At 55.0% G+C, this 17,409-nt stretch carries 17 protein-coding genes; 7 read left to right on the top strand and 10 right to left on the bottom strand.

The window, feature by feature from the left end:
• Nucleotides 1-84 precede the first annotated feature (84 nt).
• Nucleotides 85-891 (bottom strand): glycosyltransferase family 25 protein, encoded by an 807-nt coding sequence (locus GQF03_RS12450; RefSeq protein ID WP_161339608.1) that lies wholly within the window; start codon nucleotides 889-891, stop codon nucleotides 85-87.
• A 36-nt stretch (nucleotides 892-927) separates the two neighbouring features.
• Entirely contained in the window at nucleotides 928-1,605 is a 678-nt protein-coding gene (locus tag GQF03_RS12445) for a gamma-glutamylcyclotransferase (RefSeq protein WP_161339607.1), read from the bottom strand.
• Between the two features lie 87 nt (nucleotides 1,606-1,692).
• Between GQF03_RS12445 and GQF03_RS12440 the strand changes: the two genes are divergently transcribed.
• Nucleotides 1,693-2,142 carry a DUF1499 domain-containing protein gene (locus tag GQF03_RS12440; protein WP_277346487.1) on the top strand — a complete coding sequence of 150 codons (450 nt, stop codon included), beginning with the start codon at nucleotides 1,693-1,695 and terminating at the stop codon, nucleotides 2,140-2,142.
• Here the strand turns inward: GQF03_RS12440 and GQF03_RS12435 are convergent.
• On the bottom strand, nucleotides 2,139-2,873 hold the full coding sequence (locus GQF03_RS12435) for a sulfotransferase-like domain-containing protein (protein ID WP_161339605.1): 735 nt from the start codon (nucleotides 2,871-2,873) through the stop codon (nucleotides 2,139-2,141). The genes GQF03_RS12440 and GQF03_RS12435 overlap by 4 nt on opposite strands.
• Nucleotides 2,874-2,927: 54 nt before the next feature.
• On the bottom strand, nucleotides 2,928-4,133 hold the full coding sequence (locus GQF03_RS12430; protein ID WP_161339604.1) for an acyl-CoA dehydrogenase family protein: 1,206 nt from the start codon (nucleotides 4,131-4,133) through the stop codon (nucleotides 2,928-2,930).
• Between the two features lie 124 nt (nucleotides 4,134-4,257).
• Between GQF03_RS12430 and GQF03_RS12425 the strand changes: the two genes are divergently transcribed.
• Complete coding sequence (locus GQF03_RS12425) at nucleotides 4,258-4,662, top strand: rhodanese-like domain-containing protein (RefSeq protein WP_161339728.1); 405 nt, start codon at nucleotides 4,258-4,260, stop codon at nucleotides 4,660-4,662.
• A gap of 44 nt (nucleotides 4,663-4,706) precedes the next feature.
• On the opposite strand, the gene GQF03_RS12420 is transcribed toward GQF03_RS12425, so the two are convergent.
• On the bottom strand, nucleotides 4,707-6,707 hold the full coding sequence (locus GQF03_RS12420) for an AsmA family protein (protein WP_161339603.1): 2,001 nt from the start codon (nucleotides 6,705-6,707) through the stop codon (nucleotides 4,707-4,709).
• A gap of 146 nt (nucleotides 6,708-6,853) precedes the next feature.
• On the opposite strand from GQF03_RS12420, the gene GQF03_RS12415 reads away from it, so the two are divergent.
• Nucleotides 6,854-7,552 (top strand): DUF1194 domain-containing protein, encoded by a 699-nt coding sequence (locus tag GQF03_RS12415; protein ID WP_161339602.1) that lies wholly within the window; start codon nucleotides 6,854-6,856, stop codon nucleotides 7,550-7,552.
• A 19-nt stretch (nucleotides 7,553-7,571) separates the two neighbouring features.
• Here the strand turns inward: GQF03_RS12415 and GQF03_RS12410 are convergent, their stop codons facing one another.
• The gene (locus GQF03_RS12410; protein ID WP_161339601.1) at nucleotides 7,572-8,186 is read right to left on the bottom strand and encodes a flavin reductase family protein; all 615 of its coding nucleotides are present in this window, start codon (nucleotides 8,184-8,186) and stop codon (nucleotides 7,572-7,574) included.
• Nucleotides 8,187-8,487: 301 nt separating this feature from the next.
• On the opposite strand from GQF03_RS12410, the gene GQF03_RS12405 reads away from it, so the two are divergent.
• On the top strand, nucleotides 8,488-9,072 hold the full coding sequence (locus GQF03_RS12405; RefSeq protein WP_161339600.1) for a GNAT family N-acetyltransferase: 585 nt from the start codon (nucleotides 8,488-8,490) through the stop codon (nucleotides 9,070-9,072).
• On the opposite strand, the gene GQF03_RS12400 is transcribed toward GQF03_RS12405, so the two are convergent.
• The 4 genes from GQF03_RS12400 to GQF03_RS12385 are packed head-to-tail and all read right to left on the bottom strand — an operon-like array spanning nucleotide 9,040 to nucleotide 15,801.
• Nucleotides 9,040-11,130: a hypothetical protein gene (locus GQF03_RS12400; RefSeq protein ID WP_161339599.1), complete on the bottom strand. Its 2,091-nt coding sequence runs from the start codon at nucleotides 11,128-11,130 to the stop codon at nucleotides 9,040-9,042. The genes GQF03_RS12405 and GQF03_RS12400 overlap by 33 nt on opposite strands.
• Complete coding sequence (locus GQF03_RS12395; RefSeq protein ID WP_161339598.1) at nucleotides 11,127-13,895, bottom strand: DUF4159 domain-containing protein; 2,769 nt, start codon at nucleotides 13,893-13,895, stop codon at nucleotides 11,127-11,129. Before GQF03_RS12395 ends, GQF03_RS12400 begins: the two co-directional genes overlap by 4 nt.
• A 4-nt stretch (nucleotides 13,896-13,899) precedes the next feature.
• Nucleotides 13,900-14,799, bottom strand: a complete 900-nt coding sequence (locus GQF03_RS12390; protein ID WP_161339597.1) for a DUF58 domain-containing protein — start codon at nucleotides 14,797-14,799, stop codon at nucleotides 13,900-13,902.
• A gap of 3 nt (nucleotides 14,800-14,802) precedes the next feature.
• The gene (locus tag GQF03_RS12385; protein ID WP_161339596.1) at nucleotides 14,803-15,801 is read right to left on the bottom strand and encodes an AAA family ATPase; all 999 of its coding nucleotides are present in this window, start codon (nucleotides 15,799-15,801) and stop codon (nucleotides 14,803-14,805) included.
• Nucleotides 15,802-15,911: 110 nt separating this feature from the next.
• Here GQF03_RS12385 and GQF03_RS12380 point away from each other — a divergent pair, with 110 nt between their 5' ends.
• Genes GQF03_RS12380 through GQF03_RS12370 form a run of 3 tightly spaced genes read left to right on the top strand, consistent with a single transcriptional unit; the run spans nucleotide 15,912 to nucleotide 17,408 of the window.
• Nucleotides 15,912-16,496 (top strand): DUF1285 domain-containing protein, encoded by a 585-nt coding sequence (locus tag GQF03_RS12380; RefSeq protein ID WP_161339595.1) that lies wholly within the window; start codon nucleotides 15,912-15,914, stop codon nucleotides 16,494-16,496.
• The gene (locus GQF03_RS12375; protein WP_161339594.1) at nucleotides 16,477-17,130 is read left to right on the top strand and encodes a CoA pyrophosphatase; all 654 of its coding nucleotides are present in this window, start codon (nucleotides 16,477-16,479) and stop codon (nucleotides 17,128-17,130) included. Before GQF03_RS12380 ends, GQF03_RS12375 begins: the two co-directional genes overlap by 20 nt.
• Nucleotides 17,127-17,408: a DUF6111 family protein gene (locus tag GQF03_RS12370; protein WP_161339593.1), complete on the top strand. Its 282-nt coding sequence runs from the start codon at nucleotides 17,127-17,129 to the stop codon at nucleotides 17,406-17,408. The genes GQF03_RS12375 and GQF03_RS12370 overlap by 4 nt, the downstream gene beginning before the upstream one ends.
• Nucleotide 17,409: the final 1 nt, after the last annotated feature.

The following is a 17,409-nucleotide window of genomic DNA, read 5'->3' as shown; positions in this document are numbered from 1 at the left end:
CGGCAATGATGCCGCCTTCTGCGCATCCAATGTATTGGCCTGTTATCCTTTCAGGGCTGCGATCGGTATTTCTGCCTGCCGGGATCACTTTGCGGTGTATTTTCGATCGCGGAACCAGCTCGTCAAATATAGCAGACGTTTGCCGGCGCCGTTGCTCAGCTTGTACCAGAAGCGGTAAAAGGGGTGGAGAAGCTTCGTCAGGCCCTTTATTTGCTTGGCTTTATCAAACCGCTCATCGCCGATTGTGGAGGGTCCCTCAAGATCCGGAACGACGGGCGAGGGATGAATAAGGAATGTCTCGAGCCCCGTCTGCCAACTGCGGCTATGGACGATGTCCACTGGCACCCAATTTTTCTGCATGAAGTAAAGCAGCCTCTTCGCGGCTTTCCGGGTCAGCAGATAGGCATAGGCGCCGCTTGGCGATGTTGGTACCCGGGTGATGCTATAGCCGTTACGGAGTTCGCAGAGACGTCGATAGCCGATATCGAATACTTTGCCGTGGCCAACAAAGCGGATCAGATCCCAGGGAAGACTGGTTTCCTGTATGTCCTCAAGAACGGATTTGACGTCGTCCGCCAAGAAGACATCATCTTCGAGCACGAGTGCTTGCGGAATATCTTCGGCCACCATTTTTTCGTAGATTCTCTTGTGTGAGAGGAGGCAGCCAATTTCCCCCGCTTTCAAATCCTTGCCGAAATAGCGCCGCCGTTTCTCACGGTCATACTCAGGGAGAGTGTCGACATCGAGTTGATATCCATCGACGGCTTCAAAGAAAATGGGTGTCACCCCGACTTTCGCGAGGCGTTCCGTCATATCGGTGCGGCGTTGGATATCTTTTGACCGGTTTATGACAAATACCGGCGGCAGACCGTTGGAAGGATCGGTTTTCATGAAGCTCGCATCTGTTCGTTGACCGCTGCCGGCTTGTTACGCCATATCCGTGCGACGATCAAGCTCGTGTATCTTTTGCTGAAGTTCGTGGAGGTAGCGGTCCTTCACTTTCATTTCATCGAGATGGGCTATCGTGTTGTTGAGATAGTCGCGGCAGGTTCCAAGATGCCCCTCGCCTGAAGAAACCAGCCGCGCCGTGTCTTCGATGTCCATTTCGGCGATATAGCGGGGATGCGCACGGTTGATAACAAAGGTCAGGCCGGTGACCGTCTCATGCGGAAGGCGTATCTTGATCAGGCGGGCGTTATAGGCGCCCGAGACCATCTCCCGCATCCACAGAATATCCGTCTCGCTCTCGATTTTGTCAGGCGCGATGTGAAAAGCCCGGCCGTTGCACGAGCCGCCATGATCAAGCGCGAGCATCAATCCCGGTTTTTCCGGGCTGCCCCGGCCGATGGAGGCTTGCAGACAGAAACGCCGCCGAAATCCGTGAAGCCGCGCCGGTTGCCACTCGGTAAAATGAAAGGCGGGGTTCCAGAGAAGCGACCCGTATCCGAAAACCCAAAGACCGTTGTCGTGGGAAATCTTGGCAAGAAATTCCCGGCGGGTTGCTTCACGTTCTTCGTGGGTTAGCGCATGGAAGGGCCCTTGGCGTTTCGCTTCGCGAATTAGCTCGTCTATCCGTTCCCGGTTAAATTGTTCGCGCAACAGCATGTTATTTATTTTAACTTTTTCATCATAATTGGCTAATCTGGATTATTAATCCGGGAATACAAGGTTTTCATTAAGCGGGTGCTGACAATGTTGAAGAATCTTTTGAAGAATGTCCAGAGGCCGGAGCTTGATTTTTCATCACTTAAAAGACCCCGCAAGCCAAACACGTACCTAATGTCGCCTCCGGATTACGCCCAGTATCCGCCAAAAACCATCAGCCCGATATTCGAATTTGATGCCCCGAAACTGGCGGCGCTTTTTGAAATGGTCGCCCTGGCCGAGCCGCGCGTGGAGAAACTTAACAGCCGTGAGATTGGCAAGGACCTGCAGGTGGATTATGTCCAATATTCGAAACTTATCGGATATCCCGATACGGTGACGGCGCGATTCATCGATCTTGGGCCAGGGAAATCGACCCTCGCTGTTTTTAGCCGCGCCCATTACGGCTATCGTGATTTCGGGGTGAATGAAGCGCGGATCAAGGACTGGATGCGCAAACTCGATCTCGCTGTCAAGAAGCAGGAAAACGGCTCCTAGATTTTGTGGGCGCGAAGAGCGTCGTAGTAGGGTTGTTGCTCGACCGCAAGTTCTTCGAGATTATCTGCAAGTGCAATCTTCCGCTCTTCAAAGGGTGCGAACCCTGTGGATGCTTCCACCGATGCGTACCAATGGGACGCCCAGACGCCATCTTCCGGATGCCGCCCGCTGGCCCATGACAGCATTTCCGCGCACCAGTCAATCCCGAGGGCAGCACAGAGCTTTGCGAGCATTTCTTCCGGTTTCTTCAGAATATCCTCGGCTTCAATGACAACGGGGGTCTTGCCGGTCAGTTGTGTGAGCGCATTGAAAATCTCCAACTGGCGCCTGATGCCGATGTCCTCCGTCGTGATACGGTCCCACTTCGCCGAATAGGAGGCGATCACACGGCGCGGGTCGCGTATGAGAAAGCAGTTGAGATGATTTCGAAACACGCCGAGATCGATTTCTTCCAACATATGGTGGGTCATATGCTTGATGTAGAGTAACCTGGCACTTAAAAGCGGCGCATTGAGGTTCTCCGCAACGAGGCGCCAGTCAGTCGGCTGGCTCGCTATCACCTCTTCAAACATCGGGTGGCGAAGACCTGTCCGGGCAAGATAGTAGGCGTAGAATGGTTCGTCTACGACCTTGCATCCGGGACGGCTGGCGAAGGATCGCATCATCGCCGTCGAAATATTGCGCGGGCCGGACCACATGGAAATGCGCACGGCTTCGGCATCTTCCGTCATGGGCCGCCCTTGCTCCGTTTCCTGTCGATGTCCGTCCGGGATCGTCCGGGCCGATCAGAGACCGAGGATCAGCTTCGCCATGATGTTGCGCTGTATCTCGTTTGATCCGCCATAGATGGACACCTTGCGGGCGTTGAAGTAACGCGGCGCAACACCACTTGCGTAATCCGCACCGATCGGTTCCTCGTTCTGGCCCGGATAAAGTGGCGTAAAGGGCATCGAATAGGTCCCGACGGCCTCAAGTGCGAGCTCGACAACCTCCTGATACAGGTCCGTTCCACGGCATTTCATCAGGGAGGATTCCGGCCCCATATTCTGGCCTGACGTCAGTTTGCTCAGAATGCGAAGCTCGGTCATTTCAAGCGCCTGTATGGCAATTTCCAGACGCGCGAGTTTGGCGTTGAACGCCGCATTACTGATGACCGGTTCCTGCCCGTCGACTTCCTTCGAGGCAATGGCCCGTACTTTTTCAAGGCCGCGCTTGAGGCGTCCGGCATAGGCGTTGCCGCGCTCGAATTCGAGAAGATACTTGGCGTAGGTCCAGCCCTTGTTGACCTCTCCGATCAGGTTCTCCTTCGGTACCTTCACATCGTTGAAGAAGACCTGGTTGACTTCCTGCGCGCCCTTGACCGGCAAATCCAGGGTCTGAATCGGATCAACGGTAATGCCGTCGGATTTCATATCAATCAGCAGGAAGGAGATTCCCTCCTGCGGCTTGCCGGATGTCGATGTTCTAACAAGGCAGAAAATCCAGTCGGCATATTGCGCCAGTGTCGTCCAGATTTTCGACCCGTTGCACAGAAAATGATCGCCCTTGTCTTCGGCCTTCATCTGGAGGCTGGCAAGGTCAGAACCGGAGCCCGGTTCGGAATAACCCTGACACCACCAGACCTTGTTCTCGCGAATGTCTGGGAGAAAACGCTGTTTCTGTTCTTCGGAGCCAAACTTCATGATCACCGGGGCGCACATGCTGATGCCGAAGGGCACGACACCCGGTGCATTGGCGTTCGCCATTTCCGTGTCGAAAACATATTTCTGTGTCGTCGTCCAGCCGGGACCGCCATGCTCAACCGGCCAGTTGGGTGTCAGCCAGCCTTTTTTCGCCAATGCATCCTGCCAGCGGACATGATCCGCCTTCGGCAGATAACTGTTTCTGTTTTCCGCCATTTTCTGTTTGAGATCGTCGTCAAATTCATCGGCCAGAAACTGACGTACCTCATCGCGGAAGGAATTGTCTTGTGCGGTGAACGAAAGATCCATTTTCTCTCTCTTTTTATTTTTTATCTCGACGGACGCTATGGGCGTCATGCTATGTTGGATAATAACATTATAACGGGAATGAAAGCCAAGCTTTTGTTTCCACGAATTCGTGTGATAAGGACCAATAAAAATGAAAAAAGGCATCAAGCAACTTGTCGAGGAAGCGACCCGGGAAATCGAAACACTAACCGTTGACGAGGCGCGGGCGCTGTATGGTCAGGACGGTGTAACGTTCGTGGACCTACGCGATATCCGCGAGCTGGAGCGCGAGGGGCAGGTTCCCGGGGCCGTCCATGCGCCACGCGGGATGTTGGAATTCTGGGTTGATCCGGAAAGCCCGTATCACCGGGATGTCTTCGCCAGCGGCAACCGTTTCGTTTTCTTTTGCGCCGCCGGCTGGCGATCCGCACTTGCGACCAAAGCAGTGCAGGATATGGGTTTGCCCAATGTTTGCCATATCGACGGGGGCTTCGGCGCCTGGAAGGAATCAGACGGCCCCATCGAGGAACGCAAGCCGCGAGCCAGCTAACATAGGAAATAATGGGGACGGGCTGATATCGTCAGCCCGTCGCCTTAGTCCTTTTTGCCGCCCAGCAGGCCACCCGCAGCATCGAGCAGGTTCTTGCCGCCGCCCGATTCTTTTTCCGTGACCCCCTTGAGAACATCTTTAACGCCATCGCCGGAACCCTTGGCGCCCTCGATGAGTTTTTTGACGCCTTCGGGATTCTTGAGAAGGCCGGCAAGGTCCGGCGCGTAGCTCAGGTTATCCCAGGACCCCGTGACAAGAATGGGAACCGCAACGCCCGCCGCCTGACCGCCGCCCTGGCCTTCTGTCGTGGCCACGAGTTTCGGCTCAATTCGGTAATTGACCGTTTGCGGTGGTAGCTCCACGGTGCCCGAACCGGACAGCCGGATGAACGGGTTGAGGAGCTTCAGGTCGTTGTTGGTCAGAATTCCGTTCTTGATGACATAGGTTCCCGAAATCTCCGCGAAATCTGTCTTTTGGGCGTCACCACCCTCGGTAAAGGCGCTTGTAATGTTTCGCGCCATGGCGGCGAGATTGACACCGGAAATCGATCCATCCTCAAACAGGATTTGTCCGTCGCCGTTGAGGGCGCTCACCATTTCGGCCTGTGATTTTCCGGTCGTGGAAATATTGGTCTGAAACAGTCCCTTGCCCTCCAGTTTGGTGAAGTCCGCCGCGTCGGTCAGCAGGGGTTTAAGCTGAATGTTCTCGATGGAGAGTGACTTGTTAATTTTCAGAACCGGGTCCTGGGCATTGACCCTGACCGTCGCGCGACCTACGCCGTCATAAAGATTCATCTCGTTAAGTGCGAGGTCGAGAATGCCGTTCTTCAGCGTTGTCGCGAGCGCGCTGGCGCCGATCTTGATTTTTCTCACCAGAATTTCCTGGACCGACAGATCGAACTTCGCATTTACTGTTTTCAGCGCAGACAAATCGATGGGGGTTGAATCCCACTTTTCGGAAGATACTTTCTGCGTTGGCGCCGTTGCGGAATTGCTTCCCTCGTCTCCTTCCAGTGGAAGATATGGGTTCACATCGAGAGTCTCGAGCGCGAGCTTGCCCACGACATCCGGAACCTTGCCGCCAAGATCGACACTGAAATCTCCGACTCCGTTGATTTCATCGAAGGAAATATTGGCCTTGGAGAAACTGTATTTGGTGCCGTTGACACCAAGTTCGCCGTCTATTTTCAGGGGACCGAAGCCGGTTCCAGCCATCTCAAGAGGTGATCCTGCCCAGGCGGCAAGCTCGCGGACCGAGGGAACGTCGAGGGTTGTCGTTCCGCCAAGGCTGAGGGGCTTGGTGCTTTTGACGGATCCGTCAAAACTGAGATTGAGATGTTTCGACTCAAGTTTGACCGATGTTGCGGTTTCCAGATTTTCGAGAATGGCGCGCAAGGCGGCCACATTGACGTCTAATTCAGCCTTCTCATCATTCCAGACGGCGCTTCCCTTGGCTTCGAAAGGCTGATCCAGGCCCAAAAGGACGAGCTGAAGGTTGATATCGCGAAGATTGAGTTCGGTTCCGGATTTCTGGTCAATGTAGTTCACCATTCCGTCGACAATCCGGACATCGCCGAGATTGAGATCCGAAATGCCAAGGCCTGATCCGCCACTTTCACCGTCCGCTGAGTCAGCCGGTTTTGATGCCTCGGTTTTACCTGTTTCGAAAATCCAGTTGCCATTGCCGTTTTTATCAACTTCGAGGTTAATGACGGGCTTCGTAAGGACGAATTCATCGACCTGCACATTTCCGCCCAGAAGCGGTAAAAGATTAAGCTTGATGGCCAGGCTTTCGATGGCGGCCATTCTTGTATTCTGGGCTCCGGCGGCGTTGGAAAACGTAACATCCGTCGCGCGTACGCCCAGCGTCGGAAAGAAGGAAAGTCCGAAATCGCCGTCAATCGCCAGTTCCCGCCCGGTGGCGTCCTTGGTCGCGACAATCAGTTCCTCTTTTATCCTCTCCGTCGGAGCGATGAAGGGAAGGGCCACGACCGCACCGATGAGCAGAACCACAACTATGACAATAGCGATGATGGCTTTTTTCATTCTTCCAGTCTCCGTTAATTTTACGATTATAATTCAATAATGCCACAAAAGGCGTGCCCGGTCATTGGTCTTCGGAAATATCGTCATACTTTTGCCGTGAATTGCGTTAGATTTGAGGCAGCGCCTCTTTATCACGGACGATTGGAATGGGAAACGCACTGAAATGGCCGCGGTGGGCAGTCGCCCTCTTTTTCGCGATGGTTCCGACTTGGGTGGCTATCGCGGATGAGGTCGATATGCAGCTCGTGCTGGCGATCGATGTTTCCTCCAGCGTAAACTACGACGAATATAATTTGCAGATGCGCGGCTTTGCCGAGGCGTTTCGCAGTGATCTTGTAATCGAGGCGATTACAGCGGGTCCGCGGGGCCGCATCAGTGTTGCCGCCACCCATTGGGCGGGCCTTAACGAGCAGGGCGTAATCCTGGACTGGCAGGTAATTGCCACGGCTGCGGACGCGCGGGCCTATGCGGACCTGCTCGATAACGTTCCCCGAACCTTTCCCTACGGCGGCACGGCAATCGCCGGAGCCTTGGAGCATGCCTACTCCCTTTTCAGCCGGGACAAGAATTTCTCCAACCGGCGGGTTATTGACATTTCCGGTGACGGGGTGGTTTCCATTGGCCGTCCGCCCGAAGTCGCTCGCGACATGATTGTCGGCAACGGCGTCATCATCAACGGTCTGCCAATCTTGAATGACGAGCCGGAACTTGACGTCTATTACCGTGATCGCGTGATCGGCGGGCTCGGCGCCTTTATCGAACGGGCAAACGGGTATGAAGACTTCGCCCGCGCGATCGCTGAAAAACTTGTCCGGGAAATACGTGGTACCTGGCAGGGCGTCTGACGCTAAATGCGGGCCGTCGCTATACTTTGGGCCGGTCCATCGCGAAGACATCCTGGACATGACAGTAATCCATATAACCTAGCCGGGCGAGCGGCCGGTATTTCGTCATGTCTATCATGCCGTCGTGGATTATATCGTCACTGATATGGATGCCGACAACTTCGCCGAGAACCATGGAATTGACCACATTTGGATTGTTCGACGGAAGGACGATGGTTTTGTAATGGATGCATTCCAGATGAGCCGGGCTTTCCTTTACCCGGGGCGGCTTCACCATCACAGAGGGTTCCTTGGTCAAGCCAGAATATTCGAATTCATCGATGGAGCGGGGGAGCATGGCAGAGCTCAGGTTCATTTTCTCCCGCAGATCGTATGTCACCATGTTGCAGACGAATTCCTTCGTCGCCGTGATGTTATCCAGCGTGTCTTTGGCGCCGCCTTCGCTATGGGTGCCGTTGATGCCCATTGCGACAATCGGCGGATTCTCGGCCATGGCGTTGAAAAAGCTGAACGGCGCGAGGTTGACTGTGCCGTCCGCGGCAAGGCTACTTATCCAGCCAATGGGGCGCGGGGCAACAATGGCTTTGAAGGGACCATGTTTCAGTCCATGCGGTTCGGAAGCTTTGTAAAACATGCGGGAAATCTCCGACGGTAGAGTAGGGTTGCGCGCCCGTGTTATTTCTTGTGCATCGAAGCCTAGTCTGTGCCTTTCCAAGGCGCAAGGGATGATTTATTTCTTTCCATAGGTCAAACCTTATGATATTTGCGCATTATGACCGACCAACTGACCATAGCTCGACGACGACAGGCTGCCGCCCTTAATTGCGCTGCCGCTTAATTAGCCTTTGCTTTGGTCATTTGAGATTTCATGACGGTTCGGGGCTTCTTTGAGAGGCGTTTTTTTCGTCAGACCCCGTTAGTAATGGAACCCCGTCATGCCCCAGATTATCCACGAACGGCCCGGAGATGCCCCCCTGATTGAACCGTTGCTCGACAGATGTTTCGGGCCGGATCGATTCAAGAAAACCGCCTATGAAGTCCGCAAAAACATCGAGCCGCTTCCGGAACTGAGTTTCGTAACGTTGGAAGGCGAAAGGCTGGTCGCAACGATCCGTTACTGGCCGATCACGATTGGCGGACGGACCCCGGCATTGCTGCTCGGCCCGATAGCGGTAGAGCCTGAATTGCAGGGTAAGGGGATTGGGGTCGCGCTTATACGCAAAAGCTTGACGGTAGCCGAAGATCTGGGTCATCGGCTCATCGTGCTTGTCGGAGATCCCGAGTATTACGGGCAGTTCGGCTTCAGGAATGCGGCCGTGCTCGGTTTTCAATTGCCCGGCCCGGTGGAGGAACGGCGTTTCCTTGTCAAGGAATGCGGTGAAGGAGCGCTTGAACAAGTGACCGGCACGATCGCCGGTGCGACGCTGGACACGGAATTTGCCGGTCGCATTGCCGGTGCCCGGGAAACAGAAAAGCTGGTTTCCAGCCTAGCGGCCTTCGCGCCACCAGCCGATGCATAGGAATGACAGCGCGAGAAATAAAGCAAGAAGCGGCGGCAGCATTGCCTGACGGTTGTATCCTGTTATTTCATAATTTTCATTCGCGCGGAGACCGAACCAGTAGTCTGCCGACTGACGGTTGTCAGGCCTCGTGCGCCGGAAATCAGGGATACCCTCTGTCTTGATCCAGCGGATGCCGCCGTCTGTTTTCTTCGCCGCGGCAGCGATCTTTTCCGTGGTGGCGCGGATCTCGTGCAGTTCTTTCGGGTTTAGCGCGCCCACAGCGATCAGCGATTTCCGTATTCCGTCATCAAGCGAATGAAGGCCGCTTGTCTGTATTGGAACGGAGCCGCTTTGGGCGCCGTCCTCTCCTTCCGACAGAACAAGCTGAGTGGTGTTGCCGTCGGGATCGGTCACGGTGACTGTTGCCGGCGCGGTATCGAGTGAGCGCCGGGTGATCTTCAGAAGGTTACCCGCGATAGTGCCTTTGAGTTGCTCCTCTTCCAGCTCAGGCTCCTTCATCAGCCAGTGGGATATGCGACGGAGCAATTCCGATTGTGGCCCGCCGCCCTCAAATCCCCGTCCCCACAACCAGGCATGATCGGAAAGCAGCTGCGCAACTCGGCCATCGCCGCTGCGTTCCAGGATCAGAAGAGGCTGCTGAGAAGGGCCAGTCATCAGCGTCTCTCCTCCCAGAGCCTCCGATTCGATCATCCGGAACCAGCGACCCCAGTCCTTGTCCGCATCGGCCTTGGCCTTGAGTAATCCGGTGACCGGATGTCGTTTGCCGATGGCACTCACGGTCGGTATATAGCCCTCAGTAAAGACATATCCTGTCGGGCGGGCGGGAAGAACCTCGGACAGGGGCGTCTGATAGAGGCTGAGCGGTGTCGCAAAGGCAGGGCCTGCGGCTTCAAGAAGAGCGCCGCCATTTTTTACGTAGTTGGCGATATTGTGCAAATAGCTGGAGGGTAATACGCCGCGGCGACGATACCGGTCGAAAATAATCAGGTCAAAGTCATTAAGCTTCTTCTCGAACAGATCGCGGATCGGAAATGGGATCAGGGACAGTTCCGTAATGGGCGTTCCATCCTGCTTTTCCGGCGGCCTGAGAATAGTGAAATGCACGAGATCCACGGATGGGTCGGACTTCAGAATATTCCGCCAGCCCCGCTCCCCCATATGCGGCTCGCCGGAAACCAGTAGGACCTGTAACCGGTCGCGAATGCCATTGATTGTAATATAGGCGCTGTTGTTTTTCTCCGTCAGTTCCCCGTCAAGCGGGTCCACTTTTATTTCGACGAAATTTGCGCCGCCATGGGTGAGGGTCAATTCAAGAGTCAGCTCGTCGCCGACGCGGGCCAAGCCTGCAGCAATCGGTTCTCCGTCGAGATTTACGGAAACCGCCGCCATCTCGACAGGCTCTTCGAGACCAAAATCTTCGACACTGACGACCAGCTGCAGAGGTTGGTCGACGATCCCGAATGCAGGCGCTTTAACGACACGGAGAACCCGGTCTTTCTCGTTCGGGTCTCCCGTCAGGAGAAAATGAAGCGGCCCCTCGTTCTCGTGGATTTCTGCGCCGTCAGGAACGTCATGTATCTGACCGTCGGTAATGAAAATCGTTGCGGCAACCCGGCCCGGCGAGATATTCCGAAGCGCTTCGCCCCGGTTGGCGAAGGCATGGGTGCCATCCTCTTCTCCGATCAGTGACGTGGTTTTGTTCCTGACAGTCATCGTTTCGACCTTCAGGTTTTCGATCGCTTCCAGCTTCGTCTTCAGTTCCTCGAAAGCGGCTAGAGCGGTTTCGCCGCGTTGACCGATTTTCTGGCTGTTCGTCTCGTCCAGCACGATGAGCGCAATATCGTCGAGAAACTTTCTCTTTTCTGTTAGCAGGACCGGATTGGCCAGCATCAGTATCAACAGCGCCATCAGCGCGCCCCGCAACAATGTACCTCGCCCGCGTCTCCAGAGAGAGAACAATGTAATGAGCGCGCAGATCGCGACAAGGGCGATCAACCAGTCGACCGGAAGATACGGGTTGAAGTCGAGTGCGGAGACAAAACTTTCTTCCGTCATTGCCCCAGTCTTTCAAGAATGGCCGGTATATGGACCTGATCCGATTTGTAGTTGCCGGTGAGCGTATACATCACGAGATTGATCCCGAAACGATAGGCAAGTTCGCGCTGGCGTTCATTTCCGGGAAGGGTAGCCGCCTGATAGCGGCCATCTGAGTCGATCGCCCAGGCCGCCGCCCAGTCATTGCTGCCGATGACGACGGATGCAACTCCGTCATTGCCCTGAATGCCGCTGGTATCCTCGATCCAGACATCGCCGCCGTCATAACGTCCGGGGAAAGTCTGCATAAGATAGAAGGCGCGGGTAAGAACGTGATCCGGTGGAACCTGCTGAACCCTTGGAATGTCGAGCCGCGATGTCAACTGGCGAAGCCGGGTGTTTTCCGGGCTATTGTATAAATCAATACCATACAGGCCGGCAGCATTCTGGTTGCGTGTATCGAAAAGAACCGTGCCGCCGCCCTTAAAATAATCGTTGAGCTTGAGGATGGCCTGTTCTGATAGGGGCGGAAAATCCGGGGTGATGGGCCAGTAGATGAAGGGGTAGAAAATCAATTCATCCTGCTCAATATCTATCGGAAGCGGATCCTCCGCCTCAACCGCGGTCCGGTTTCGCAGCTGGCGGCTGAGACCGGCAAGGCCATCGTGGCTCATCTGATCGACCGTGCGATCCTGCGTCAGGATATAGCCGAGCCGCGTATCCAGTGTTGCCGCGAGTATCTTCGCATCGCCGCCAAGATTTGCTTCCTGTGCAGGTGCTTCACCGGGGATCGATGATAGGCCGAAGGAGACAGCGAAAATGAAAATGGATGCCCGGGATACTTTCCCCAATGCGGGGAGCCTGCCTTGGAGATGAAGAGAGATAATTTGATCAATCATCACAAGCAAAAGCGCCGTCAGAAGTAGGGGAAGAAGTAAGTCGACGAGAGAAGATCTTTCGAAATACCGGAAAGTGGCGGCGAACTGCGTCATGTCCACCACGGAATATGCCGCGTCAAACTGACCGATGTTGATGGCGATACTGAAATTCTCGTTGCCGTAAAGGCCCGGCGGGTGCCTCTCGTTCAGCGAAAGGCTTCCGATATCTGCCGTATTCAGAGGGTCGACAACGCCCGTCTCCGTCGTGAGCCGTCCGAATCCGTTCAGCAGCTGGAAGGGGGGCAGGCTCTGTTGTTCCGCCAAATTCTGATTGACATACTGACCGAGGTTGCCGATCTCCCTGAGCATTTCAACAAATAAGCCGGAAAGCGCCAAATTCGACCAGTCAGGCGACGCCGTCGTATGAAACAGGACAATCCAACCGGCCCCGGATTTCGCCGCCGTAACAAGCGGCGTACCGTCTTCCAGTTGCGCCCATGTTTTATCGAGAAGATCAGGGGAAGGATTGGCGAGAACCTGCTTTGTAACGGTCACGTCTTTCGGAATACTGAGGCCGGTGAACGGGCTCTGGCGCGGTATAGGCCCGAGCGGTGCTGGCTGGTTCCAGGACATGGCGCCCTGCAGACTGCGATTACCCGAGCGTAACTCGACCGGGACGAGAGCGCCCGTCGAATTTGCGAGCTTCGGACCGGCAAAGCGGATCAACACGCCGCCCTTTGCGATCCAGTCGCCAAGCGTCCGCTCTACGCCTTCCGGCAGGTTCGCCGTATCCCCAAGCGCGATAAGCGACTGCTTTTCTTCAAGCAATTCTTCAATTGTACCGCCTGTAATGTCAAAGAACGGCTCCAGCGCCTTCCTAAGATAGTGGGTTTCGTTCAATAGTGGCTGGTCGACTTGCGAGGAATCGCTGGTCACCAGTCCCACCTGCCGCCGTTGCCACCTCTGGTCCAGCAGAAAAACGGCGCCGGCATTGTTGCTGTTGGCGATTTCAAGTCGCCGGATGTCATTGCGAATCCGGTTGGGAACATTAAGTGCGACAATCGCACTGTACTCACCCTCTGGAAAGGTGACAGGTGCGGATGCCAGGATCTGTCCGTTCCCTGCCCGCGCGGTTAAAACGCTGTCCGTATTCGTCGCGCCGGTTGGCAGAGATAGCGGTATGTTGAGCTTGTCACCGTCAAACTTGGGTGTTTCTATGATTGGCGCCGCAACGACGGTTTCTTGGCGGTATATCGTAACCGGCCCCATATCATTGAGTGCGGCGAGGAAATCCTGCAGGCCTGACAGGTCAGCGCTGCGCGATATGCCGCTTGATAACCAGATAAACTCAGGGTTATCAAGTGTTTCTAGGCGCGGCAGGAGCAGGGAAAGATCGCTATAATCCGAAGGCCAGGATTTAGGCTCCAATGATGCCGCGATACCGAGCGCTTCCTGGTCGGCAAGGGGTTGCAGCGATGGAATTGCACCGCCTCCGCGCCGTGACGTCGTGACGACAAAAATCTGGCGCCCTTGACGCGTACTGTCGTTAATCAGTTTGGTTAGGGTCGCCTTAAGCCCGTCCCATGATTGAGCAGAGGTCCAGCCGTCATCAACGATCAGGACCATCTCGCCCGACCGGTTTTGCTGCTCGGGCAGATTCAGCACCGGACGGGCGATGGCAAGAATAATCAATGCCGCAATCACCAGCCGTAACAGCAGGAGCCACCATGGCGTCGTCGCGGAGGATTGCTCATCCTTTTTAAGACCATAAAGAAACCGCATTGCCGGAAAAATTACAGACTTTGGCTGCGGCGGTACAATGCGCAGCAACCACCATATCAACGGAAGCGCGAGCAATGCCGTGAGAACCCAGGGATATAGGAACGACAGGGACATCAGCGCCGCCATATCCTTATTTCCCCCTTATATTGAGGGCGGCATAGAGGCGGGCAAACGCGTCGCCCGCCGGTTTGTCGGTGCGGTGAAACGCATAGTCCCAGGAGACATTTTCCGCCAGTTTGGCGATTGCCGATCGATGCGCTTCGAACAGCGTCTGATATTCCTCACGTACGGCCTCCACCCGACCAAGGGTGAGATTATCGTCATTCGCAACCGAGAGAAACCGGGTGCGGCCTTGATAGGGAAGATCAACCTCAACCGGATCGGCAATATGAAGAATAAATCCGTTGCATCCGAGGTTGACGAAATGACGAACGGTGGCTGTGATTTCTTCCAGATCAGAGAGAAAATCGCTGATCATGACGACCGTAGATTTGTTGGATAAGCGGTTGGCCGTATTGAGGCCGGCAAGGGGCGGGCCGTCCAGTTCTGTGATACGTCCGACAAATCTGTTGAAGGACGCCGGACCCGTTGACGCTTTTTCCGTTTGTCCCAACAGTCCGAATTTTTCCCCGCTTTTCGAGAGCGAAAGAGCCAGAGCAAGACTAATCAACGTCGCCCGTGCGAGTTTTGAGTCCTCCGTCCGGCCGGAAGTAAAATCCATTGTCGGGGAGCCGTCACGCCAAATCCAGACGGTTTCCGCCGTTTCCTGTTCTTTCTGGCGAATATAGACATGCTCTCGTTTGGCGCTCTGTCGCCAGTCTATGCTGGCCGCGGAATCGTCCGGACCATATCTCTTGAATTGCCAGAAATCCTCTCCCGTGCCGGCCCGCCGCCGGCCATGCACCCCCATGTCAAAAGCATTGACTATATGTTCCGCCGCCAGAATCAATGGTGGTAGCGTCTGCGCAAGCCTTTCGGCTCTATTCCGATCATCCAATTTCGAGGCGGTCACGCGACGCGGCTTGAACATACATTACTCCAAAGGGACAGTAAGCGAGTCGATGATATCCTCCATCGTTATATTTTCTGCGCGGGCGGCATAGGACAACGCCATGCGATGGCGCAGCACGGGTTTTGCCAGGTAAACAACATCATCGATTGACGGGCTCAATCTTTTTTCAAGGAGCGCGCGTGCCCGCACCGCCAGTATGAGGGCCTGGCTCGCGCGGGGGCCCGGTCCCCAAGAGACATACTTATTCACCAAATCATTCCCGCTGTCACCCGGTCGTCCCTCGCGTACCAACTTGAGGATGGCGTCAATAACTGCGTCGCTCACGGGCATTTCACGGACGAGATGCTGGGCCTCGATCAGTTCTGCCGGTGATAAAACCTGCGTCGGACGCGCTTCTTCATTAACGGTCGTCTCAAGCAGGATACGCCGCTCTGTTTCCCGGTCGGGATAGCCGACATTAATCTGCATCAGGAAGCGATCGAGCTGTGCCTCAGGCAGGGGGTAGGTTCCCTCCTGTTCAATGGGGTTTTGTGTTGCAAGAACATGGAAGGGTGTCGGGAGCGGATAGGTTTGACCCGCGACCGTGACCATTTCTTCCTGCATTGCCTGTAGCAGGGCGGACTGCGTACGCGGGCTCGCGCGGTTGATCTCGTCCGCCATCAGGATTTGCCCGAATATCGGGCCCTTGAGAAATTTGAAATGGCGGCTCCCATCTTCCGCCGTTTCCAGAATTTCCGATCCGAGGATATCAGCGGGCATCAGGTCCGGCGTGAACTGGACCCGCTTGTCATCAAGGCCGAGGACACCGCCGAGTGTTTCCACGAGTCGCGTCTTGGCGAGGCCCGGGACGCCGATCAGCAGCGCGTGGCCCTTTGCCAGCAAGGTAATCAACGTCAGTTCAACAACCTGGTCCTGGCCGAATATGAACTCGCCAATACCGGTTTTCAGGTCAGATAACTTTCCCGAGAGGCTGTCGACTTTTTCGAGGATTTGTCGTTCGGTGTTGCCAGTTTTGTCCATGTGAGCCTGTCATCCTCAGTGAAAAACGAGTAATCTCGACTGGCAACTTGGTAGCCAGTAACGACTAACCTAAATATAGTATCAAAAAATCACGAGTTTAGGCCAAAATTATGACAACAGCGAAGACGCAGGATGGCCTTGGAGCCATAATCAAACAGATTGAAGGGCAGAAGCATCCGCCCGTCCATCTTTGGAATCCCGAATTCTGCGGTGACCTGGATATGCGTATTGCGCGTGACGGCACCTGGTTCTATCTGGGATCGCCAATCGGTCGAAAGCCACTGGTTAAGCTGTTTTCCGGCGTTATTCGCTACGATGAGGATGGAAAATACTATCTCGTGACGCCCGTTGAAAAGATCGGGATCACGGTCGATGATGCGCCGTTCGTGGCCGTTGAAATGTTTGTCGAAGGCGAGGGGCGGGAGAGAGTTATCAGCTTTCGCACCAATGTTGACGATTTCGTGATCATGGATGCGGACCACCCGTTTCGCCTCGAAATCGATCCGGAAACGAAAGAACCGTCGCCCTATGTTCGTGTTCGCGCCAATCTGGACGCGCTGATCAACCGCCCCGTATTCTATGACCTTGTAAATCTGGCTGCGGAGGAGAATATAGAGGGGGAGGCTCGTTTTGGTTTCTGGAGCAGCGGCCAGTTTTTCGAACTCGGTTTAGTGGATGACATTTTTAATAAGTAAAGAAGACAATCTGGCGGAGCGATTGCGTCGGGGACTGGAGCCTGTCCCGAGGGAGTTGTCACCCGCGTTGGAGCTGGATGGGAAGATACGCGGGGACCATGACCTTAATCCGGCAAGTGCACCGCAACGCGATCTACCCTTTACGCCGGCAGCGGTTCTGGTGCCCATTGTGCTACGGCATGAAGGGCCAACTGTCATTCTCACGCGCCGCGCAACGCATCTTACCAAGCATGCAGGTCAAATCAGCTTCCCCGGCGGCCGTTCGGATGACGGCGATGAGAACGCAGTCGCGACCGCCCTTCGTGAAACACAGGAAGAGATCGCACTCGATCCGGGGTTAGTCGAAGTTGTGGGCTCGCTGACCACATATATCACGGTAACCCGTTATTCGGTGACGCCGGTCGTTGGGCTGGTCAAGCCCGACTTCACGCTACGGCCAGAAGAAGGGGAAGTCTCAGAGATTTTTGAGGTTCCCCTTGATTTTCTGATCGATCAATCAAATCGCAGGCAGCACAGTGGTTTTCACAACGGTGTGGAAAGGTTCTGGTATGCGATTCCCTTTGGCGACTATTATATCTGGGGTGCCACCGCCGGAATGATCAAGGATTTATCAGAACGGATAATGCTGAAATGATCAGAGCAATACTATTTCATGTCATTCCTCTCCTACTTCCGTTTGTTGTCTATGCTGTTTACCTGTATTTCAATGCTCGTGCCGGCGGCGACAAGAAATGGGGAAGGACCTCGCTCGCGATCTCGACGGTCACGGGTCTCGTCCTGATGGCGGCGAGCCTGATCGCTCTGGGGTTGGTGAGTGGCGAACCCAGCGAAGGGACGGTTTATGTGCCGCCGCGCTTCGAAGATGGCCGGATCATCGATTCGCAAGTCCTGCCTGCCGAAAATAAAGAGTAGT

Source organism: Sneathiella chungangensis (genome assembly GCF_009882935.1).
In the GTDB taxonomy this organism is placed as follows: domain Bacteria; phylum Pseudomonadota; class Alphaproteobacteria; order Sneathiellales; family Sneathiellaceae; genus Sneathiella; species Sneathiella chungangensis.
This window is presented reverse-complemented; position numbering and strand designations above follow the sequence as displayed.